General features: G+C 65.3%; 19 protein-coding genes and 1 tRNA gene. 13 read left to right on the top strand and 7 right to left on the bottom strand.

What is annotated here, in order from left to right:
- Window positions 1-333 precede the first annotated feature (333 nt).
- Window positions 334-999 (top strand): DsbA family oxidoreductase, encoded by a 666-nt coding sequence (locus ACI0FO_RS27280; RefSeq protein WP_416031739.1) that lies wholly within the window; start codon window positions 334-336, stop codon window positions 997-999.
- A gap of 29 nt (window positions 1,000-1,028) precedes the next feature.
- Here ACI0FO_RS27280 and ACI0FO_RS27275 read toward each other — a convergent pair whose 3' ends face one another.
- Window positions 1,029-2,303, bottom strand: coding sequence for a hypothetical protein (locus ACI0FO_RS27275; RefSeq protein ID WP_416031738.1), 1,275 nt, complete (start codon window positions 2,301-2,303; stop codon window positions 1,029-1,031).
- A gap of 77 nt (window positions 2,304-2,380) precedes the next feature.
- Window positions 2,381-3,370: a Bug family tripartite tricarboxylate transporter substrate binding protein gene (locus tag ACI0FO_RS27270; RefSeq protein ID WP_416031737.1), complete on the bottom strand. Its 990-nt coding sequence runs from the start codon at window positions 3,368-3,370 to the stop codon at window positions 2,381-2,383.
- A gap of 140 nt (window positions 3,371-3,510) precedes the next feature.
- Between ACI0FO_RS27270 and ACI0FO_RS27265 the strand changes: the two genes are divergently transcribed.
- Window positions 3,511-4,428, top strand: a complete 918-nt coding sequence (locus ACI0FO_RS27265) for a LysR substrate-binding domain-containing protein (RefSeq protein ID WP_416031736.1) — start codon at window positions 3,511-3,513, stop codon at window positions 4,426-4,428.
- A gap of 67 nt (window positions 4,429-4,495) precedes the next feature.
- Here ACI0FO_RS27265 and ACI0FO_RS27260 read toward each other — a convergent pair whose 3' ends face one another.
- The gene (locus tag ACI0FO_RS27260; protein ID WP_416031735.1) at window positions 4,496-4,726 is read right to left on the bottom strand and encodes a hypothetical protein; all 231 of its coding nucleotides are present in this window, start codon (window positions 4,724-4,726) and stop codon (window positions 4,496-4,498) included.
- Window positions 4,727-4,944: 218 nt separating this feature from the next.
- Here ACI0FO_RS27260 and ACI0FO_RS27255 point away from each other — a divergent pair, with 218 nt between their 5' ends.
- The 3 genes from ACI0FO_RS27255 to ACI0FO_RS27245 all read left to right on the top strand — a co-directional run bounded on the left by ACI0FO_RS27255 (window position 4,945) and on the right by ACI0FO_RS27245 (window position 7,908).
- A complete protein-coding gene (locus ACI0FO_RS27255) occupies window positions 4,945-5,874 on the top strand; it encodes an NUDIX hydrolase (protein ID WP_416031734.1) in 930 nt (309 codons plus the stop codon).
- Between the two features lie 82 nt (window positions 5,875-5,956).
- Entirely contained in the window at window positions 5,957-6,841 is an 885-nt protein-coding gene (gene nadC / locus ACI0FO_RS27250; RefSeq protein WP_416031733.1) for a carboxylating nicotinate-nucleotide diphosphorylase, read from the top strand.
- 80 nt (window positions 6,842-6,921) lie between these two features.
- Window positions 6,922-7,908: a tripartite tricarboxylate transporter substrate binding protein gene (locus tag ACI0FO_RS27245; RefSeq protein WP_416031732.1), complete on the top strand. Its 987-nt coding sequence runs from the start codon at window positions 6,922-6,924 to the stop codon at window positions 7,906-7,908.
- A 90-nt stretch (window positions 7,909-7,998) separates the two neighbouring features.
- Here the strand turns inward: ACI0FO_RS27245 and ACI0FO_RS27240 are convergent, their stop codons facing one another.
- On the bottom strand, window positions 7,999-8,691 hold the full coding sequence (locus tag ACI0FO_RS27240) for a tellurite resistance TerB family protein (RefSeq protein WP_416031731.1): 693 nt from the start codon (window positions 8,689-8,691) through the stop codon (window positions 7,999-8,001).
- A 159-nt stretch (window positions 8,692-8,850) separates the two neighbouring features.
- Here ACI0FO_RS27240 and ACI0FO_RS27235 point away from each other — a divergent pair, with 159 nt between their 5' ends.
- Entirely contained in the window at window positions 8,851-9,249 is a 399-nt protein-coding gene (locus tag ACI0FO_RS27235) for an OsmC family protein (protein WP_332008051.1), read from the top strand.
- A gap of 50 nt (window positions 9,250-9,299) precedes the next feature.
- Here ACI0FO_RS27235 and fabI read toward each other — a convergent pair whose 3' ends face one another.
- The 3 genes from fabI to gloB all read right to left on the bottom strand — a co-directional run bounded on the left by fabI (window position 9,300) and on the right by gloB (window position 12,451).
- On the bottom strand, window positions 9,300-10,085 hold the full coding sequence (gene fabI / locus ACI0FO_RS27230; RefSeq protein WP_416031730.1) for an enoyl-ACP reductase FabI: 786 nt from the start codon (window positions 10,083-10,085) through the stop codon (window positions 9,300-9,302).
- 118 nt (window positions 10,086-10,203) lie between these two features.
- Window positions 10,204-11,622 carry a transglycosylase SLT domain-containing protein gene (locus ACI0FO_RS27225; protein WP_416031729.1) on the bottom strand — a complete coding sequence of 473 codons (1,419 nt, stop codon included), beginning with the start codon at window positions 11,620-11,622 and terminating at the stop codon, window positions 10,204-10,206.
- A 7-nt stretch (window positions 11,623-11,629) separates the two neighbouring features.
- A complete protein-coding gene (gloB, locus tag ACI0FO_RS27220; RefSeq protein WP_416031728.1) occupies window positions 11,630-12,451 on the bottom strand; it encodes a hydroxyacylglutathione hydrolase in 822 nt (273 codons plus the stop codon).
- Window positions 12,452-12,472: 21 nt separating this feature from the next.
- Between gloB and ACI0FO_RS27215 the strand changes: the two genes are divergently transcribed.
- From ACI0FO_RS27215 to ACI0FO_RS27185, 7 genes are all read left to right on the top strand, one after another.
- Complete coding sequence (locus ACI0FO_RS27215; RefSeq protein WP_416031727.1) at window positions 12,473-13,252, top strand: class I SAM-dependent methyltransferase; 780 nt, start codon at window positions 12,473-12,475, stop codon at window positions 13,250-13,252.
- A gap of 53 nt (window positions 13,253-13,305) precedes the next feature.
- Window positions 13,306-13,767 carry a ribonuclease HI gene (rnhA, locus tag ACI0FO_RS27210; RefSeq protein WP_105559279.1) on the top strand — a complete coding sequence of 154 codons (462 nt, stop codon included), beginning with the start codon at window positions 13,306-13,308 and terminating at the stop codon, window positions 13,765-13,767.
- Window positions 13,768-13,943: 176 nt separating this feature from the next.
- Window positions 13,944-15,026: an efflux RND transporter periplasmic adaptor subunit gene (locus ACI0FO_RS27205; RefSeq protein WP_416031726.1), complete on the top strand. Its 1,083-nt coding sequence runs from the start codon at window positions 13,944-13,946 to the stop codon at window positions 15,024-15,026.
- Window positions 15,027-15,059: 33 nt separating this feature from the next.
- The gene (locus tag ACI0FO_RS27200) at window positions 15,060-18,176 is read left to right on the top strand and encodes an efflux RND transporter permease subunit (protein ID WP_416031725.1); all 3,117 of its coding nucleotides are present in this window, start codon (window positions 15,060-15,062) and stop codon (window positions 18,174-18,176) included.
- Window positions 18,177-18,179: 3 nt separating this feature from the next.
- Window positions 18,180-18,902, top strand: a complete 723-nt coding sequence (gene dnaQ / locus ACI0FO_RS27195; RefSeq protein WP_416031724.1) for a DNA polymerase III subunit epsilon — start codon at window positions 18,180-18,182, stop codon at window positions 18,900-18,902.
- 61 nt (window positions 18,903-18,963) lie between these two features.
- Window positions 18,964-19,038, top strand: a tRNA-Val gene (locus ACI0FO_RS27190).
- Between the two features lie 312 nt (window positions 19,039-19,350).
- Window positions 19,351-19,518, top strand: a complete 168-nt coding sequence (locus tag ACI0FO_RS27185; RefSeq protein WP_146121062.1) for a tellurite resistance TerB family protein — start codon at window positions 19,351-19,353, stop codon at window positions 19,516-19,518.
- Window positions 19,519-19,528: the final 10 nt, after the last annotated feature.

The following is a 19,528-nucleotide window of genomic DNA, read 5'->3' as shown; positions in this document are numbered from 1 at the left end:
AAGGCACTTAGGGCGCTTAAGGAAATTAAGGCGCGTTAACGCGCTTAACACGCCTGACGCGCGGCGGCCTGGAATAGGCGGGGGAATTCCTCTGCCTGTCCAGGCCGCCTGCGTTTCGGCTTTCGAGTCTAACCGCGCCGCTGTCCAGCCGCTTCTTCCATTCGGCGTTGTCGGCGCGGATGAGCCGCAGCATGCACTGATCCGGCGCGCGACGATCCGGCCGCCGCTGATGAGGGACTTCCGTGCGGTGGCGATGGGCGGCGGGCGCTAGCCCGGGCATACGGCGATTTGATTTACTCTCTGGAATATCGACAATTATTTTCGGAGTAAACCATGGCCAAGCTCACGATCGATTTCGTGTCCGACGTCGCCTGCCCGTGGTGCGCGGTCGGCCTGGGAGGGCTGCTGGAAGCGATGCGCCGGCTGGAAGGCACGGCGGATGTCGAACTGCATTTCCGGCCGTTCGAACTGAACCCCGACATGCCTGCCGGCGGGCAGAACACCATCGAGCGCCTGATGGCCAAGTACGGCTACGACCGCGAACGCGTGCAGGCCAACCGCAAGATCATCAGCGAACGGGCCGCCGCCGTCGACATGCCCATGCGCATGGACGATGACAACCGGTCCTTCAACACGTTCGACGCGCATCGCCTGATCCACTGGGCTGGCCTGCAGGGCCAGGCGGAACAGATCGCGCTGAAGAAAAGCCTGCTGCGGACTTATCACTATCAGAACCGCGACACCAGCGACGCGGACGTGCTAGCCGAAGCGGTGCGCGATGCCGGCCTGGACGAGGCCGGCGCGCGCGACGTCCTGGCAACCGGCCGCTACGCCGACGACGTGCGCGCGGAAGAGGAGGAATGGCGCAAGCTGGGCATCACGTCGGTGCCATCGGTGATCATCAACGGCGAATACCTGGTGTCGGGCGGGCAGCCGCCGGACACGTTCGAACAGGCATTGCGCCAGGTTGCCTCGGAGAGCAAGCCGGCGGAAGGCTAGCCAACCGAACGCTGCCCGCGACGTGTCCATCACGCATGGACGATCGCGGCGACGTCCAACACATACATCTGCCGTTCGCCTTCGTGCACGGAGTCGATGCAGACTTGCGTGCCGTCGCGGCTCCAGCGCGGATGCAGGTCGCAGCGGTTTTCCTTCGACAACCCCGGGTCGGCATAGAAGCTGCCCAGCGCGTGACGTTGGCCGGTTTGCATGTCGTAGATAAACAGGATGCGTTCGTGCGTGGCGGCATCCGGATAGGTGTCGCTTAACAGCCAGCGCGCATCGACCGGCGAGAAGCTCATGTGTCCGTTCTCGGTCAGCACGCCTTCGCCCACGATCTGCACCTGGCCCGCCGGCGCGTCTTCATACAGGTGGTAGTGGATGCTGCCGGCATGCGGACCCCAAACGATGATGGAATGATCATCGCGCCAAAGCGGATGCGAAATCTGATATTCGGATTTTTCGTAATCGAAGGTGCCCACGGCGGTGGGATCGAAATCGTCCGCCAGCTGCGGCAACGGATGGTCGGAGCACTCCAGCAGCCGCATGTCGCTGCCGTCCGCGTTCATGGTGATCAGGCGATGCAGGAAACAGGTTTCGTCTTCCACGCGTTCGGTCCAGCGGTGCAGGAACAGGATGCGGGACGATGACGGGTTCACTTCAATGTGGCTGACCCAGTGGATGGCCCGTTCCATCGAGGCGCGGGGATGGAAGTTGCGCAGGTCGGCGTAGCTGGCCAGCAGCCGGTGCGCGCCGGTGGCCAGGTCAAGCGTGTGGATGCCATCGTCGGCCGGCGCAAGGGCGACTTCGGTGGGGGCGTGGTCACTGTAGCCGATGGTCTGGTGCGTGATGTAGAGCCGGCGGTAGTCCACGCACAGCGCGTAGCGGCTGTTCGGGGCGGCCACGTAAATGGGCAGCGGCAGATAGCGCGTTTGGCCGGTCGCGACGTCGTGGATCGCCGAGCGCAAGCCCGGATAAAACCCGCTGCCGTCTTCGTTGCGGCAGTTGTAGATCAGCTGCGGCGACGCCGCGCCGTCCAGCCATTGCGATTGGCAGCCCATCTGCCAATTCCACGCCGTGGTGCCGCCCACGGCGTGATAACGGTCACCGTTCTGGCGGTCAAAGTAGCCCACCTCGGCATACAGGTCCGGCGTCAGCACCGCGTCCATCATCGGCGTGCGGTTGCCCAGCACGTATCGGCCGTCGCGATGCCATGCGGTCTTGTTGTAGTAGCCGAAGAAGTGATGGTGCGGGCGCGCGCCCAGGCGGCGGCACGGGACGGGCGTGGCGATCATGCGGTTCATGGATGGTGTTCGTGGGAAAAAAAAGGGCGGTGCCCGGGTGGGGAAGGCGCGCGACGGCAGGCCGCCGCGCCCCGGCGTCAGCCGGCGGTGATGTGTTCGGCTTCGATGACCTTGTTCCAGCGGGCCCGTTCGCGTTCGACGAAGTCGCGGGCTTCGGCGGGGCTGTTGCCGACCGGCGTCATGCCCAGTTTCTCCAGCCCTGCGCGGAACGCCGGGTCGGCATAGACGCGCCGCAGGTCCGCGTTGATTTTTTCGATCAAGGCGTCGGGTACGTCGCGGCCGGCCGCCAGGGTGGTCCATGACGTGACCGTCAGACCCGGCAGCCCGGCTTCCGCGGCGGTTGGCACGTCGGGCAGCGCGGGCGACCGCGTGGCGCCCGTGATCGCCAGCGCCCGGAGCTTATTGGCCTGGATGTAGCCGATGGTCGTGGGCACGTTTTCGAAGAGCAGTTCGATCTGCCCGCCCAGCAGATCGTTGGTGGCGGCGGAACTGCCCCGATACGGGATATGGACGATGGGCGCCTGCGCGGCCATTTTGTAGAGCTCGCCCACCATATGCACGGACGAGCCGACGCCGGCCGAGCCGAAGTGGATCGTCTCGGGTTTGGCCTTGGCCAGCGCGGTAAGTTCGGCCAGCGTCGTGGCCGGCAAGCCGGGGGTAGCGACCACGACGTGAGGCATTTCGGCCACGATGGTGATCAGCTTCAGATCCTGGGCGGGCCGGTAGTTCAACGACTTGTACACGCCATAGGTGGCATGCAGGCCGATGGACCCCAACAACAGCGTGTAGCCGTCCGGGCCGGAGTCCGCCACGTATTTGCCGCCGATATGGCCGCCGGCGCCGGGCCGGTTTTCCACGACGACGGATTGGCCGTACAGCTTGCCCAGGTGCTCGGCCAACAGGCGGCCCTGGATGTCGGAACTGCCTCCGGCGGTAAAGGGCACCACGATGCGCAGCGGGCGGTCGGGATAGTTGGCTTGGGCGTGGGCGGCCAGCGGCAGCGCCGCGCTTGTCAGGGCCAGGCACATGGCGCGCAGCGCGCGGCGCCAGGGATGGAATGGACTCATGGTGTTTCCCCTATCGAATCGGTGTCGTGGCGGGCGCGTCTGATGGCGCCTTTGGAAAACCGAGTGTAGGAGTGGCTGAGTATTTGAAAAAATTCTTTTTTAGTCATAGCCTATGCAAAATTGCTATACATGGATTGTCAATGAGCCGGCCCCTGAACTTCCGCCAGATTGAAGCCTTCCGCGCCGTGATGCTCACCGGCACCACCACGGGCGCCGCCCAGATGCTGCGCACCACCCAGCCCTCTATTAGCCGGTTGCTGGCCCAGGCCCAGCAAGCCTGCGGCGTGAAGCTGTTTGATCTGGAGCGGGGGCGTCTGCGCCCCACGCGCGAGGCAAAGGACTTGTTCGATACCGTCAAACGCCATTTCGCGGGCCTGGAGCGCATCGAAGACCGCGTGGCGGCGATGCGCCGCAGCGGCACGGGCGTGCTGCGGCTGGCGTGCACCCCGGCGCTGGGGCTGGGCGTCATGCCCGATGTGTTGGAGTCCTTCCTGCAGCGCTATCCCGACGTGCGCATCAACATGCAGACCGTCGGCAGCCAGTACCTGCGCGAAGGCCTGTTGCACGGCACCTACGACGTCGTGATCACCACGGCCGAATTGGACGACGCGAATCTGTCGCTGCGCCGGCTGCACCGCAGTTCTGCGGTGTGCGTCATGCGGCCTGGCCATGAACTGGCGCTGCAAGACGCGGTCGACATCGGCGACCTGAATGCGCGCCGGCTGCTGGTGCTGAACGCCGACGACGATGTGCACCAGCAATTGCACGGGGTCATGCAAGCGCGCGCCGTGCAGCCGCAGGGCGAGGTCGAAACCACTTATTCGTCGACGATCTGCGCGCTGGCCGCCGCTGGCAGCGGCGTGGGCGTGGTCAACGCCTACATTGCGCGGGTGTTCTCGAGCCAGTTGGCGATCCGGCCGTTCACGCCGCGCTTGCCGGTGCAGGTCAGCATGGCGTGTCCGGCGCAGATCGCCCCGTCAGACGTGACCGAGGCCTTCGTCGAGATCCTGCAACAGCATTTCGCCGCGCTGGATGACGGCGCCAGTCCGGCCGCTTAGGCGGAAAACCGGCGCTGTCGGGATAGCCGCGGCCATGACGCAGTCAACCTTGGCGGTCTCGTCGCAGTCAACCTTGGCGGTTCTCGTAAGAGGTGTCCAGCACGTCGTCTTCTGGCGTGATGGTGCCGGGTTCGCCGGGTTCTTCGATGGCGCGTCCGCGCCGGGGCATGCCGGCGACCATCTTGCTCTGGTCCGGCATGGGCATGATGCCCGTGCCCTTGCGGGGATCAGCCGCCTGCGGCTTTTCTTCACTGGCGGCAGGCTTTTCCGTGGCGGTATCAGGGGCGGTCTTCAACATGTTGGTGACTCCGCGTAAGCGGCGCGTCCCAGGATGGCGATGCGCCTGGATGTGCCTTTAATCTTAGGCCGACACGTGGGCGCTGCGGCGGATTGCGCTGTCACGTTTGCAAGGGGCTGTTGCAGGGACAGAACCTTATAATTCGGTTCGCGCTTCGCGTTCGGCGATGCCGCGCGCGGTTTGCTCCTTTTCCTTCCCTTGCTGCCACCACACCCAACTTGACCGAATCCGTCGAACGCTCCGTCCATGCCGAACTTGTCGCCGTGCTTGTCGCGGTGACTCATGGCGAGCCCCGCGTGCTGACGACGGACGATGCGCGGGCGTTGCCGGCCGGGCCGTTCGAACTGTCTCACCGGTCGCTGCAAGCGGGCTTGCGCGCGTGGGTGGAAACGCAGACGCATCATCCGCTGGGCTATGTCGAGCAGCTCTACACCTTTGCCGACGGCGACCGTTCCGACGAGTCCGGCGCACGGGTCATGTCGGTCAGTTATCTGGGCCTGACCCGCGAGGCCGGCGAGACCGGCGTGGCGCAGGTGGGTTGGCAGGACTGGTACCGCTATTTCCCCTGGGAAGACCGCCGCGCCGGCACGCCTGCGTTGGTTGAAGAACAGATCGTGCCGCAGTTGGCCGCCTGGTGCGAAGACAGCGCCGATGCCGCCGTGCGCGCGCGCCGCCATCAACGCGCTGCCATTACCTTCGGGCTGGAAGGCGCCGCCTGGAACGAAGACATGGTGCTGCAACGCTACGAACTCCTGTTCGAAGCGGGGCTGGTGCCCGAAGCCGCGCGGCGCGGCGGCGGCCGCGCGCTGCTGCCGGGTGAACCAATGCGGCATGACCACCGCCGTATTCTGGCCACCGGCATCGCCCGGCTCCGCGCCAAGATCAAGTACCGCCCCGTGGTGTTCGAATTGATGCCCGCGCAGTTCACCTTGCTGCAGTTGCAACTGGCTGTCGAAGCGCTGGCCGGCCGGGGCCTGCACAAACAGAATTTTCGCCGCCTGATCGAGCAGCAGGCGCTGGTGGAGGAAACGGGCGAGATGGCGACCGGCACGGCGGGGCGCCCGGCCAAGCTGTTCCGTTTCCGCCGCGATGTGCTGCTGGAGCGCGCTATCGCCGGCAGCAAGTTGCCCTTGTCGCGCACGCTTTGACGCTTGACAAGGCTTATGCTCGTCTTTAGCATAAATGGTGCGCAATCTCTGCGCGCCTTTTTTTAACTCATAAATACTCAAAATGAGCATTAAACCCGAAGCGCCTGTGACTGCCTCCCGCCTGGTTGTCCCTTCCTTGCCGGACGTCATGCTGGACCCGCTGGTGCGTGCGGCGTTGCTGGAAGACCTGGGCCGCGCCGGCGACCTCACCACCGATGCCATCGTGCCGGCGGACGCGGTCGCCGAAACCCGCCTGGTCTCCCGCCAGGAAGGCGTGCTGGCCGGCCTGGACCTGGCCCGCCTGGCGTTTCGCGCCATGGACCCGGTCATCGAGTTCACCGTCACCCAGCGCGACGGTAGCGATTTGCAGCCGGGCATGGAGATCGCCCGGATACGCGGTAACGCTCGCGCCATGCTCAGCGCGGAGCGCGTGGCGTTGAACTTCCTGTGTCACTTGAGCGGCGTGGCCACGGCCACCGCCTCCATCGCCCGTGCCATCTCGGCGCATGGCGCCCGCGTTACCTGCACGCGCAAGACCATGCCGGGCCTGCGCGCGGTGCAGAAGTACGCGGTGCGCGTGGGCGGGGGCAGCAATCACCGGTTTGGCCTGGATGACGCCGTCCTGATCAAGGACAACCACATCGCGCTGGCGGGTGACGTGGCCACGGCCGTGCAGCGCGCACGTGCCGGCGTCGGTCACATGGTGAAGATCGAATTGGAAGTGGACACGCTGGCGCAGCTGGAAGTGGCGCTGTCGCTGGGCGTAGATGTCGTACTGCTGGACAACATGAGCCTGGAAGACCTGCGACGCGCCGTGACCATGGCGCGAGGCCGCGCCATCACGGAAGCGTCGGGCCGCATCACGCCCGAGACGGCTGCCGAGGTGGCGGCGACCGGCGTCGACCAGATCGCCGTCGGCTGGTTGACCCATAGTGCCAAGGTCCTGGACATCGGTCTGGACGCCTGAGTCCTTCCGCCGGCTGCGCCGGCTTTCTTACGACACGGCGCGCCGATAGGCGTAGCCGCGGCGCTTACAGGCCCGCAACAATGAAACGTCTGCTTCGATCCTTCCTTCCGCTGGTCGCGCTATCGCTGGCAGCCTGCGGCAATTCGCCTTCGGGCGAAGCCACCGGCGACGCGTCCTATCCCGCGCACCCCATCACCATCGTCGTGACGTTTCCGCCAGGCGGCGGCACGGATCTGCTGGCGCGCCGCATCGGCGCCAGCCTGCAAGCGCAACTGGGCCAGCCGGTGGTGGTGGAAAATCGCCCCGGCGCCAGCGGCAACATCGGCGCGCGCATCGTCGCGGAAGCGCCGCCCGACGGCTACACACTGTTGATGGTGAACAGCTCGTTTGCGATCAACCCCGGGGTCTACCGGAATTTGGGCTTCGCGCCCAAGCGGGATTTTTCCGCGGTCATCAACGTGGCGTTCGTGCCATCCGTTTTCGTGGTGCCGGCGGCCTCGCCGCTACGCACCCTGGATGAAGCGCTGGCCGCGGCGCAGGCGTCCAAGCCGCTGCCGTTCGCTTCTTGCGGCAATGGCACGCCGCAGCATCTGGCGGGCGAGATGCTGGCGCGCGCCACGGGCGCGGTGTTGCAGCATGTGCCGTACAAAGGGTGCGGCCCCGCCTTGACCGACGTCACGGCAGGGCAGGTGCGGATGGGCATCGTGACGGCCTCCAGCGCCGCGCCGTTGATCGCCGCGGGCAAGCTGCGCGCGCTAGCCGTGACGTCGCCGGCGCGCTCTCCGCTGATGCCCACCGTGCCGACCGTGGCCGAGCAGGGCGTCGCCGGCTATGCGCTGGACCAGTGGCACGGCCTGCTGACCCCGGCCGCCACGCCGCCGGCGGTGGTTGACAGGCTGAATGCCGCCGTGGCGAAGATCGTGCGCAGTCCGGAAGTGCAGGCGTCGCTGCGCGAGCAGGGCTTCACGCCGGCCAGCAGCACCCCGCGCGAATTTCAGAAGATGATCAATGCCGACATCGACCGCTATACGGCGTTGACGGAATCGATCGGACTGCGGGCGGATTGATATGGTGGGATGGCGGGAAAGGGCAAGGTACAGAACCCGGCCCGCCGACTGCCCGCCTACGCGTCTGCCCGCGGCATCGCGTCCGGCCGGTCAGGCGACAGCCGTCTTGGCGTGCTGCTCCAGCTGTTCCTTCAGCCCCGGTGCCAGCTTGAGCTGGCGCGCGAGTTCGTCCAGGTACGCGCGCTCCATATAGCTTTCCTCGTCCACGACGAGCAGGCTGGCCAGGTACATCTCGGCTGCCATTTCCGGCGTCTTGGCCGACTGGGCCACGGCGGCCGGGTCCAGCGGGCGGGACAGCTCGGTTTCCAGCCAGCGGCGGTCCTGGGCGTCGGAGGACAGCTTGGCCAATTCGGTTTCCAGCAGGGTGCGCTCTTCGGGGCCGATGTGCCCGTCGGACTTGGCCGCGCCGATCATGGCGGTCAGGACGGCGGTGCTGTGCTGCTCGGCCTCGGGGGCGGGCAGGCGGTCAAGAGTCTGCGGCGGCGTGGCTGGCGCGCCGCCGGCCTGGTTGCGCTGCCAATCGCCATAGGCGCGGTAGGCCAGCGCGCCCAACGCCGCCATGCCGCCGTACATGGCGACTTTGCCGCCGATCTTGCGGGCTTTCTTGCTGCCCATCAGCAGCCCCAGGGCCCCAGCGCCCAACGCGCCGCCGCCCAGTCCGGTCAGGAACGAACCCTTGCCTCCGCTCGAACCGCCCGCAGCGCCTTGCACGCGGTTGGTGGCGTCGGAAAGCAGGCCTTGGCCCGATTGCAGCAATTGATCAAGAAGTTGTCTGGCGCTCATGCGGCCCCCTTTTGTCTGTGCGTGAATCGCGGATAGGGATATCCGACCGGCCGCCGCGCAATAAGTTCAGGTTTCCGTCAGTAAGCGCAAATCGCGGCAGATGCTACAAGGTGGCTTGGGCGTCCGCGGCGGGCGCCCGTTCCCCAGGAGAAACCCCCAATGAGTATCCGCGTCCGACAGAATGCGCCCAACACGTTGCAGTTCACCGCCACGGCCGAAAGCCATGATTTGCCGCTGGCGATGCCGCAGCCGCAAGGCGAAGGCCCTGATCCGCACGACTATTTCGATACCGCGCTGGGCGGCTGCAAGGCGATGACGCTGATGGTCTACGCGCAGCGCAAGGAACTGCCGCTGGAATCGGTAGGGGTGGAAGTGGTGCGGGACGCCAGCGAGGAACGCAAAGGCGTCTATCGGCTGACGGCCAAGCTGACCTTGCACGGCGAACTGTCCGACGCCCAGATCGATGAGCTGCTGGCGGTGGCCGAGAAGTGCCCGATCCACAAGCTGATGACGGCGGTGGACGTGCAGGTGTCCACGCTGGTGGTGCGGCCGGCCTGATCGTGGCCGGCCGGCCGGGCGGGGCGCGTTGCCCCGCCTTGCACGGCAGGTCAGTCTTCCATGCCCGGCACGACGGTCGAGAAGCCGGCGTCCACGTGCGTGATTTCACCGGTGACGCCGGCAGCCAGATCCGACAGCATGAACGCGGCCACGTTGCCCACATCGTCGATGGTGACGTTGCGGCGCAGGGGCGCCTGGGCTTCCACGAACTTCAGGATGGCCGAGAAGTCCTTGATGCCGCTGGCGGCAAGGGTCTTGATCGGGCCGGCGGAAATGCCGTTGGCGCGGATGCCGCGCGGGCCCAGCGCCGTGGCCAGGTAGCGCACGCTGGCTTCCAGCGAGGCCTTGGCCAGGCCCATCGTGTTGTAGTTGGGCACGACGCGTTCGGCGCCCAGGTACGTCAGGGTCAGCACCGACGCGTTGCGGCCTTCCATCAGCGGCAGCGCGGCCTTGGCCATGGCGGCGAAGCTGTAGGCCGAGATGTCGTGGGCGATGCGGAAGCCTTCGCGCGACAGGCCGTCCAGGAAGTTGCCGGCGATTGCTTCGCGCGGGGCAAAGCCGATGGAATGGACCAGGCCGTCCAGGCCGTCCCAGTGCTGGGCCAATTCGGTGAAGGCGCCTTCGATCTGGCTGTCTTCGGCCACGTCGCAAGGCAGCACGATCTTGCTGCCGAATTCGGCGGCGAACTCGCTCACGCGGTCTTTGAAACGGTCGCCGACATAGGTGAACGCCAGTTCGGCGCCTTGCCGGTGACAGGCGCGCGCAATGCCGTAGGCGATGGATCGGTTCGAAAGCACCCCGGTGACGAGAATGCGCTTGCCGGCGAGAAAGCCCATGTTTTTTCCTTTGATTCTTACCTGCTGAAGACCGCCTATTTTAAGGATTTTGGCGGTTTCGCGTACTTGAAAAAACGGCGCCCGAGAGGGGCGCCGTGCTGTCGGGTCTGGCGGCGGGTCAGCCGCGGGCGTTGGTGCCCGGCACGCGCAGCGGCGTGCCCACCTTCAGGGCGCTGCCCTTCAGGTTGTTCAGCGCGCGCAGCGCGTCGATCGAGGTGCCGTACTGCTTGGCCAGCGAGAACAGGGTGTCGCCTTGGCGGACCTTATGGGTGCGCACGTTCGGGCGGGCGCTGGCCACGCGGGCTGCCGGCGCCTGTGCGGCGCGGCCGCGCGGGGCCGAGGCCTTGTTGTCGGACGGGGCCGAATCCAGCGCGCCCACGGGCGCGGCCAGCGATGCCAGTTGCACGCCGCCGGTGCCGGCATCTCCGGGCACCAGCAAGGCCTGGCCCGACGCCGACTTCTGGCGCGAGCCGATGTCGTTGGTGGCGCGCAGCTTGGCTTCCGTGACGCCAAAACGCTTGGCGATCGAGGCATAGGATTCGCCGCGGCGCGAGTGATAGACCTTCCAGGCGCTCAGGTCGCCTTTGTAGTTGGTCAGGTTCGCGTTGAAGATCTCGACGCGGTCGGCCGGCAGCAGCAGGGTCGGGCCGTGGTCGCCGCGGATGACCGGGCGGTTGAACGACGGATTCAGGGCCTTGAATTCGTCCAACGGCATTTCGGCCAGCTTGGCGGCGATTTCCAGGTCGATGTCGCTGTTCTTCTGGACCGTCACGAAGTAGGGGGTGTTGCCCACCGGGGGCAACGCCACCGCATAGCGCTGCGGGTCCGCGATGATGTTCTTGATGGCCTGCAACTTGGGCACGTAGTTGCGGGTCTCGTCCGGCATGTTCAAGGACAGGTAGTCGGTGTTCTGGCCGGCCGCTTCATTCTTGGCCATGGCGCGCTGCACCGAGCCTTCGCCCCAGTTGTAGGACGCCAGCGCCAGATACCAGTCGCCCTGCATCTCGAACAGTTTTTCCAGGTAGTCCAGCGCCGCGTTGGTCGAGGCGATGGGATCGCGGCGTTCATCACGCCACCAATCCTGCTTCAGGTTGAAGTGCTGCCCCGTGGCGGGCACGAACTGCCACAGGCCCGACGCCTGCGAACGCGACAGCGCGGTCGGGTTGTAGGCGCTTTCCACGAACGGCAGCAGCGCCAGTTCGGTCGGCAAGCCGCGGCGATTGATTTCGTCGACGATGAAATACAGGTACTTGCCCGCGCGTTCCGCCATGCGCTGCACGGCCTCGGGGTGGGACGCGTAATAGTCGGTCCACTGCTGCGAGAGGTCGGTGTTCAGGTTGGGGATGGCGAAACCGCGGCGGATGCGGTCCCAGGCGTCGGAAGGCGGGTTGGTCAGGTCAACCGTTCGCGACGTGTCCCGGGCGATGTAGCGCCCTTGGGAATTGGTGGTGAGGTTCTTGCTATCGGGGGCTTTGGTTCCTGCGCAACCGGCGAGGACTGCCAACATGAGTGGCAGAAGGAGTCGGGATAGATTCATCAGGCGGTCACTTGAAATCGTTCTTCCATTCACGCAGGGAGGCAAAGACCTCTACCGGCGTAGGTTGATTGCGTCCGGCCCAGCTGGCTGCGGCACGGATGACGTCGACTTGCTGCGTACGCAAAAACGGGTTCGTCGCGCGTTCCTGACTGATCGTCGATGGAAGCGTGGGAAGACCTTCTGCTCGTAATTGCTGGGCTCGCTGATACCACTGTTGCAGGGTGCGATTGGCGGGTTCCACAGCCAATGCCCAGCGCAAGTTCGCTAGAGTGTACTCGTGCGCGCAAAAAACCTGTGTATCTGCCGGTAAAACAGAAAATTTTCCTAAGGAATCATACATTTGCGAAGGCGTGCCCTCGAAAAGCCGGCCGCAGCCCCCCGCAAACAGGGTGTCTCCACAGAACAGCACGGGTTCTATTCCGGCCGCCCGGCCCGTGTAGGCGATGTGCCCGGCGGTGTGGCCGGGCACATCCAGCACGCGCACGTCCAGGTCCAGTTCGGGCAGGGCCACGCGGTCGCCTTCGGTCAGGGGAACGTCGCAGCGGGGCAATTGTTCCCGCGCCGGACCGTATACGGTAATGTCCGCGTTGCGTGACAATTCGAGAACGCCGCCCACATGGTCGCCGTGATGGTGCGTGAGTAGAATGGCGCGCAGCTTCAAGCCTTCCTGCTCAAGCCATCGCAACACCGGGCCGGCTTCGCCAGGGTCCACCACGGCGGCGTTTTCACCATGGACGATGGCCCAGATGTAGTTGTCGGTAAAGGCGGGTAGAGGCAAGACCGCGGCACTGCGTTCGCGGCCGCCTGCGGGGGCGGTCAAGGCTTGCATGAGATTCGAAGGAAAAGAAACGTGGCAGAAGATACTCCGCCGATTGTAGAACTGGCCGAATGGTTCCAGACGCCGCCGGGGCAGTACGCGCTGGCCTGGGAACGGGCCCAGTTCGACGCGGCTGTCGCGGACGTGTTTGGATATTACGCCTGGCAGGTCGGGCTTGCCGACATCAACCTGCTGCGGGCCAACCGCATGCCCTTCAAGGGCTACGTGGGCACCGAGACCCCGTCGGCGGAGAGCATCGCCGGGTGGCAGTCCCGCGTGGTGCTGGCCGAACCCGAAGCGCTGCCGTTCGAATCCCAGAGCGTGGACCTGCTGATCCTGCCACATGCCTTCGAGTGCACGTCGGACCCGCACAACGTCCTGCGCGAGGTTGAACGCGTGCTGGTCCCGGAAGGGCGTGTCGTGATTTCGGGCTTCAACCCCTGGAGCATGTGGGGGGCGCGCACGCGCATGCCCGGCATGGAGCCGTGGCTGCCGCAGCCGCCGTCATCCCAGGTGTCGGTGCCGCGTCTGAAAGACTGGTTCAAGCTGCTGTCGCTGGAACTCCAGAGCAGCCAGTTCGGCTGCTACGCACCCGCCTGCCGCAGCGAGAAATGGCTGCAGCGCTGGGGGTTCCTGGAATCGGCTGGCGCCCGCTGGTGGAGCGTGGGCGGGGCGGTCTACATGGTGTCGGCCGTCAAGCGCGTGGCCGGCATGCGTATCATCGGGCCCGCCTGGAAAACCAAGCCCAAACGGGCGCGCGCCGCGTCGGTCGTGGTCAACCGCCAGGCCGACGATGGTTTCGATCGGTCTTGAACGGGCCGGGCCCGGCACTCACTTTGCACGAACAAGGATTACCAAGCAGCACCATGCAGGACAACAAACCGAACGATCAGAAAGTGGAAATGTGGACCGACGGCGCTTGCAAGGGCAATCCGGGTCCGGGCGGCTGGGGGGTGCTGATGCGCGCCGGCGGCCACGAGAAAACCCTGCACGGTGGCGAACTCCAGACCACCAACAACCGCATGGAGCTGCTGGCGGTCATTGAAGGCCTGCGCGCGCTTAAGCGCGCCTGCGTCGTCACCATTCACACGGACTCGCAGTACGTGATGAAGGGCATGACCGAATGGCTGGCGAACTGGAAGCGCCGCGGCTGGATGACCGCCGACAAAAAGCCCGTCAAGAACGTCGAACTGTGGCAGGCCCTTGACGAACAAGTCCAGCGCCATCAAGTGTCCTGGCGCTGGGTCCGCGGGCACGCCGGCGACCCCGGCAACGAACGGGCCGACCAACTGGCCAATATGGGCGTGGAAGCGGCCAAGCGCGGCTGACGGCATCGGGATATACCCTGAATTCCGCCTTTTGGGGCGGATTTAGTTCTTTCATCCGGCTTCTGGATTGTTCCAGTATGTAAATTCGGGTGCTACAGTGCCATCCCCATTCCAGTTCCTGCGGCATCGGCCATGTGGGGAAAACGGCCCGCGCCGCACCACCGCCACATTCGCGCATGAAAAAAGCTGTACTGCTGGCCGCCGTCGCGGCCGGGTTGGCCGCGGGGGCCGCACTTGGCGTTTTTGTGCCGCGCTGGCTCGCGCCCGGGGTCACCACCAGCCAGACCGTTAGTCCGCCGAAAGTGGCGCCGGCCAGCCCCGTGCGCGTCGAGGTGGCGGCCGTCCAGGAAATTCCGTTCGCGCGCGGCTTGTCCGCCGTGGGCAGCCTGCGTTCCGACGAGTCCGTGGTGCTGCGGCCCGAAGTGGCCGGGCGCATCCAGACCATCGAATTCAAAGAAGGCCAGCCGGTCGCGCGTGGCCAGACGCTGGTCCGGCTGGACGATTCCGTGCCGCGCGCCGAACTGGCGCAGGCTCGCGCCAACCTGACCTTGGCCCAAAGCCACTACCGCCGCGCGGTGGAGTTGCAGGGCAAGGGCTTCGTCAGCCAGCAGGCCCGCGATGAATCCGCCAGCACGCTGAAGGTCCAGGAAGCGGCGGTGGCCCTGGCGCAGGCCCGCCTGGACAAGATGACGATTCTGGCCCCTTTCGGCGGCATCGTGGGGTTGCGCAGCGTGTCCGTGGGCGATTACGTCAACCAGGGGCAAGACCTGGCGCCGCTTGAGGCCATCGACCCCTTGAAAGTGGATTTTCGCGTGCCGGAGATGTATCTCAGCAAGGTCGGCGTCGGTCAGCAGCTGACGCTGCGCCTGGACGCGCTGCCCGGCCAGGAGCGCCAGGGGCTGGTCTACGCCGTCAGCCCGCTGATCGATGCGGGCGGCCGGTCCATTCTGCTGCGCGCCACCGTTGCCAACAAGGACGCGGTGCTGCGCCCGGGCATGTTCGCCCGCGTGCAACTGCTGTTCAATCAGGACAAAGCGCTGGTCGTGCCCGAGGCGGCGTTGTCTCCTTCGGGCGAAACGCAGTACGTTTACCGCATCAAGGACGGCCGCGCGGAGCGGCGCGAGGTCACGATCGGTGAGCGCCGCGAAGGCCGTGTCGAGATCCTGACGGGCGTGGCGGCGGGCGACAAGCTGGTGGTGGCGGGCATGCAGCGCGTGACGGACGGCGCCGCCGTGAACGTCGTCGGCGGCGGCTCGTGACGCCGGCTCTTCTTCTTTCTTGGCGATAGCGCTATGCGTATCTCGGAAACCTGCATCAAGCGGCCGGTGTTCGCGTCGGTCCTGTCGCTGATCATCGTGCTGATCGGCTTGATTTCCTATTCGCGCCTGACCGTGCGCGAATATCCCAAGATCGATGAGCCGATCGTGTCGGTGGACACGACCTACAAGGGCGCCTCGCCCGAGGTGATCGAATCGCAGGTGACCAAGCCGCTGGAAGACCAGTTGGCCGGCATCGAAGGCGTGGACGTGATGACCTCGCGCAGCCGCTCCGAACGCAGTCTGATCAACATCAAATTCAACCTTTCGCGCGACCCGGACGCCGCCGCGGCCGAAGTGCGCGACAAGGTGTCGCGCGCCCGGCGCTTCTTGCCCGACGAGATCGACGAACCCATCATCGGCAAGGTCGAGGCCGACTCCCAGCCCATCATCTATATCGCGGTGGAGTCCGGCACGTACTCGGCGATCCAGACGTCCGACTACATCAACCGCTATATCAAGACCCGGCTGTCCGTGCTGCCTGGCGCGGCCGAAGTCCGCGTGTTCGGCGAGCGCCTGCCGTCCATGCGCATCTACGTCGACCGCGACAAACTGGCGGCCTACGGCCTGGCCGTGCAGGACGTCGAAGCCGCCTTGCGCAGCCAGAACGTAGAGATCCCGGCCGGCCGGATCGAGTCGCGCGCGCGCGAGTTTTCGGTAGTCTCGTCCACTGACCTGCAGACGCCCGCGCAGTTCGAAGACGTGATCGTGGCCAACGTGAAGGGCTATCCCGTCCGTTTGCGCGACGTATCCAAGGTCGAAATCGCGGCGGCCAGCGACCGCGTGCTGTCGCGCTTTAACGGCAAGCCCGCGATCAACATCGGCGTGACGCGGCAATCCACCGCCAACCCGCTTGAATTGTCCAAGGCGGCGCGCCTGGAAGTCGACCGCCTGAACGAGACGCTGCCCGCGGGCATGAAGCTGAACATCGCCTACGACTCGTCGGTGTTCATCGAACGCTCCATCGATTCCGTCTTCCACACCATCGGCGAAGCCATCGTTCTGGTGGTGCTGGTGATTTTCTTCTTCCTGCGCAATCTGCGCGCCAGCATCATCCCCATCGTCACGATCCCGGTGTCGCTGGTGGGCGCCTGCGCGCTGATGTACTTCTTTGGCTTTTCGATCAACACGCTGACCTTGCTGGCGATGGTGCTGGCCATCGGCCTGGTGGTGGATGACGCCATCGTGGTGCTCGAGAACATCTACCGCCATATCGAAGAAGGCATGCCGCGCAAGGAAGCCGCGCTGCGCGGCTCGAAGGAAATCGGGTTCGCGGTGGTCGCCATGACCATGACGCTGGTCACCGTGTACGCGCCGTTGGCGTTCGCCACGGGACGGACTGGCCGGCTGTTCATCGAATTCGCGCTGGCTTTGGCCGGCGCCGTGCTGGTGTCGGGCTTTGTGGCGCTGACGCTGACGCCCATGATGTGCTCGGTGCTGTTGCGCCACCAAAGCGGCCACAGCCGCTGGTACAACCTGATCGAAGGCTGGCTGAACGGCATGAGCAACGGCTACCGCCGCCTGCTGGGCGCGTCGTTGCGCCACCGCTGGCTGGTCGTCGTGATCGGGGTGGCGGTGGCGGCCGGCAGCGGCGTCCTGTTCAAGGTGGTCAAAAGCGAACTGGCGCCCATCGAAGACCGCGGCGTGGTGTTCGGCATCGTCAGTTCTCCGGAAGGCGCCACGCTGAACTACACGCTGGACAGCATGCTGGGCATCGAGAAGTTTTATTCCCAGATCCCCGAAGCCAGCGGCAGCCAGGTCACCGTGGGCTTTCCGACCGTGACCGACGGTACCGCCATCCTGCGCTTGAAGCCGTGGGAAGCGCGTGACCGCAAGCAGCAGGCCATCACCCAGCAATTGCAGCCGCAGTTCTCGTCGCTGCCCGGCGTGCGCGCCTTCCCGACCAACCCGCCGTCGCTGGGCCAGTCGGCGCGCTCCAAGCCGGTGGAATTCATCATCATGAGCCAGGCCTCCTACGAGGAACTGGCCCGCTTGACGGACGTGTTCCTGACCGAGCTGCGCAAGTACCCCGGCCTGCTCAATCTGGACACCGACCTGCGTCTGAACACCCCCGAACTGCGGGTCCGCGTGGACCGCGACAAAATGGCCGATGTTGGCGCCAACGTGGACACCGTGGGCCGCACGCTGGAATCGATGCTGGGCGGCCGCCAGGTCACCCGCTACAAAGACGAAGGCGAGCAATACGACGTGATCGTCCAGGTAACGCCGCGCGACCGCGCCAACCCCACCGACATCTCGGGCATCTACGTGCGGGCGCGCGACGGCAGCATGGTGCAGCTGGATAACCTGCTGGGCGTGCACGAAGGCGTGTCGCCGCAGTCGCTGAACCACTTCAACCGCCTGCGCGCCGTGAAAATCGACGCGGCCGTTGCGCCGGGCTATGCCCTGGGCGAAGTCCTGACCCACATGCACCAGGTTGCGCGCGACGTGCTGCCCAACACCATCGTGACCGACCTGGACGGCCAGTCGCGCGAATTCCGCGATTCGTCGGGCAGCATCTACCTGGTCTTCGCCATGGCGCTTGCCTTCATCTACCTGGTGCTGGCCGCGCAATTCGAAAGCTGGCGCAACCCCTTCATCATCATGCTGTCGGTGCCGCTGTCCATGACGGGCGCACTGCTGGCCTTGTGGTTGACGGGTGGCACGCTGTCCATCTACAGCCAGATCGGCCTCATCACGTTGGTGGGCCTGATCACCAAGCACGGCATCCTGATCGTGGAGTTCACCAACCAGCTGCGCGACGAAGGCCGCGAGCTGTTCGCCGCCGTCACCGAGGCCAGCGTGCTGCGGCTGCGCCCCATCTTGATGACGACCGGCGCCATGGTGTTGGGCACGGTGCCGCTGGCCCTGTCCACGGGCGCGGGGGCGGAATCGCGCCAGCAGATCGGCTGGGTACTGGTGGGCGGGCTGATGCTGGGTACACTACTGACCTTGTTCGTCGTGCCGGTGGCGTACACGCTGATTGCCACCGCACGCCAGAAACCCGGCCATGCCGGCAGCGCAGAGCATCCCCCGGCCCAACCGCCGGGCGCCCAGACGCCGCCGGCATCGGCCAATGCAGCGTCGGAATAAGTCATGCGCCAGATCATCTTTGACACGGAAACCACCGGACTGGACCCCGCCCAGGGCCACCGCATCGTTGAAATCGGTTGCGTGGAAATGGTCAACCGGATGTCCACCGGCAACAACCTGCACATCTATCTGAATCCGGATCGCGACAGCGATCCCGAGGCCTTGGCGGTACACGGCTTGACGACGGAATTCCTGTCCGACAAGCCGCGCTTTGCCGACGTGGCGGACGAATTCGTCAAATTCATCCAGGGCGCGGAACTGATCGCGCACAACGCCGCGTTCGACGTGAAGTTCTTCAACGCCGAGTTGGCGAAGACGGGCCGCGGCCCGATCACCGATTACTGCGAGACGGTCACCGATTCTCTGCTGCATGCCCGGTCGCTGTTTCCCGGCAAGCGCAATTCGCTGGACGCCCTGTGCGACCGCTTCGGCATTTCCAACGCGCACCGGACGTTGCACGGCGCGTTGCTTGACTCGCAATTGCTGGCGGAAGTCTGGCTGGCCATGACGCGCGGGCAGGACGCGCTGCTGATCGATGTGGACGACAACGACGGCGCCGGCAGCGACGGCATCGTGCTGGCCAAGTTCGACGCGTCGGGCCTGGTGGTCGTGAAGGCCAGCGATGACGAACTGGCCGAGCACGAAACCTACCTGGCCGCGCTGGACAAGTCCGTGGGCGGCGAGTGCGTGTGGCGCAAGCTGGACGCGCCGGTCGCGGCAGCGTAATTAATTTCCCAAGGCGACTTGCGCACGTTTTAAAAAACATGCTATTATTTCGCCTCTTTCAGGGTGGTTAGCTCAGTGGTAGAGCACTGCCTTCACACGGCAGGGGTCACAAGTTCGAAACTTGTACCACCCACCAAAGACCCTTGGAAGGCAGCGCAGGCCCAATATCCAACAAGCCGGAACTGTCTACAAGTGGCATAGCAAGTCGCACAGCAAACCGCATCGCAAGGTGCTTTGCCGGGTGCAAAGCAAACAAGCCAACCTTTACCGGTTGGCTTTTTTGTTTTCTGCGGCAGGAAACGGACTACTCTATTGATCGGGCGCTTGACCGAACGCAACCGTGCCTTTGGCGCTTGCGCCCCGTCGGGTCTTTGCATGTCTATGATTGTTGTGCGGCGAACGCCACGAGGAAATCTCCCGGGCTCGCCTACGCGAACAGGAGACGTCCATGCATGCCAGCACTAATACCATGTTGATCATCATCGTCACGGGCGTGGCGCTGATGCTGGTCGGTTTCGGGCTTCGCGATCGCAACGTCGGGATGGGATTGATGGGCCTGGGCCTGATCACGGCGATTGGCTCCATCCTGTACAAGGCCTACATCACGTTCTATTGACGTGGCCGTG

The organism is Achromobacter marplatensis (assembly GCF_049060505.1).
In the GTDB taxonomy this organism is placed as follows: domain Bacteria; phylum Pseudomonadota; class Gammaproteobacteria; order Burkholderiales; family Burkholderiaceae_B; genus Achromobacter; species Achromobacter marplatensis_A.
The sequence above is the reverse complement of the archived record's forward strand: the minus strand, read 5'-3'. Positions and strand labels throughout refer to the sequence as shown.

What these genes read in the sequence shown, in the direction of transcription:
- ACI0FO_RS27225 (WP_416031729.1), bottom strand. Translation starts at nt 11,622, where the DNA reads ATGAATCTATCCCGACTCCTTCTGCCACTCATGTTGGCAGTCCTCGCC.
- ACI0FO_RS27200 (WP_416031725.1), top strand. Translation starts at nt 15,060, where the DNA reads ATGCGTATCTCGGAAACCTGCATCAAGCGGCCGGTGTTCGCGTCGGTC.
- ACI0FO_RS27270 (WP_416031737.1), bottom strand. Translation starts at nt 3,370, where the DNA reads ATGAGTCCATTCCATCCCTGGCGCCGCGCGCTGCGCGCCATGTGCCTG.
- ACI0FO_RS27275 (WP_416031738.1), bottom strand. Translation starts at nt 2,303, where the DNA reads ATGAACCGCATGATCGCCACGCCCGTCCCGTGCCGCCGCCTGGGCGCG.
- ACI0FO_RS27265 (WP_416031736.1), top strand. Translation starts at nt 3,511, where the DNA reads ATGAGCCGGCCCCTGAACTTCCGCCAGATTGAAGCCTTCCGCGCCGTG.
- dnaQ (WP_416031724.1), top strand. Translation starts at nt 18,180, where the DNA reads ATGCGCCAGATCATCTTTGACACGGAAACCACCGGACTGGACCCCGCC.
- ACI0FO_RS27240 (WP_416031731.1), bottom strand. Translation starts at nt 8,691, where the DNA reads ATGAGCGCCAGACAACTTCTTGATCAATTGCTGCAATCGGGCCAAGGC.
- rnhA (WP_105559279.1), top strand. Translation starts at nt 13,306, where the DNA reads ATGCAGGACAACAAACCGAACGATCAGAAAGTGGAAATGTGGACCGAC.
- ACI0FO_RS27245 (WP_416031732.1), top strand. Translation starts at nt 6,922, where the DNA reads ATGAAACGTCTGCTTCGATCCTTCCTTCCGCTGGTCGCGCTATCGCTG.
- ACI0FO_RS27185 (WP_146121062.1), top strand. Translation starts at nt 19,351, where the DNA reads ATGCATGCCAGCACTAATACCATGTTGATCATCATCGTCACGGGCGTG.
- ACI0FO_RS27260 (WP_416031735.1), bottom strand. Translation starts at nt 4,726, where the DNA reads ATGTTGAAGACCGCCCCTGATACCGCCACGGAAAAGCCTGCCGCCAGT.
- ACI0FO_RS27205 (WP_416031726.1), top strand. Translation starts at nt 13,944, where the DNA reads ATGAAAAAAGCTGTACTGCTGGCCGCCGTCGCGGCCGGGTTGGCCGCG.
- ACI0FO_RS27280 (WP_416031739.1), top strand. Translation starts at nt 334, where the DNA reads ATGGCCAAGCTCACGATCGATTTCGTGTCCGACGTCGCCTGCCCGTGG.
- ACI0FO_RS27235 (WP_332008051.1), top strand. Translation starts at nt 8,851, where the DNA reads ATGAGTATCCGCGTCCGACAGAATGCGCCCAACACGTTGCAGTTCACC.
- gloB (WP_416031728.1), bottom strand. Translation starts at nt 12,451, where the DNA reads ATGCAAGCCTTGACCGCCCCCGCAGGCGGCCGCGAACGCAGTGCCGCG.
- fabI (WP_416031730.1), bottom strand. Translation starts at nt 10,085, where the DNA reads ATGGGCTTTCTCGCCGGCAAGCGCATTCTCGTCACCGGGGTGCTTTCG.
- nadC (WP_416031733.1), top strand. Translation starts at nt 5,957, where the DNA reads ATGAGCATTAAACCCGAAGCGCCTGTGACTGCCTCCCGCCTGGTTGTC.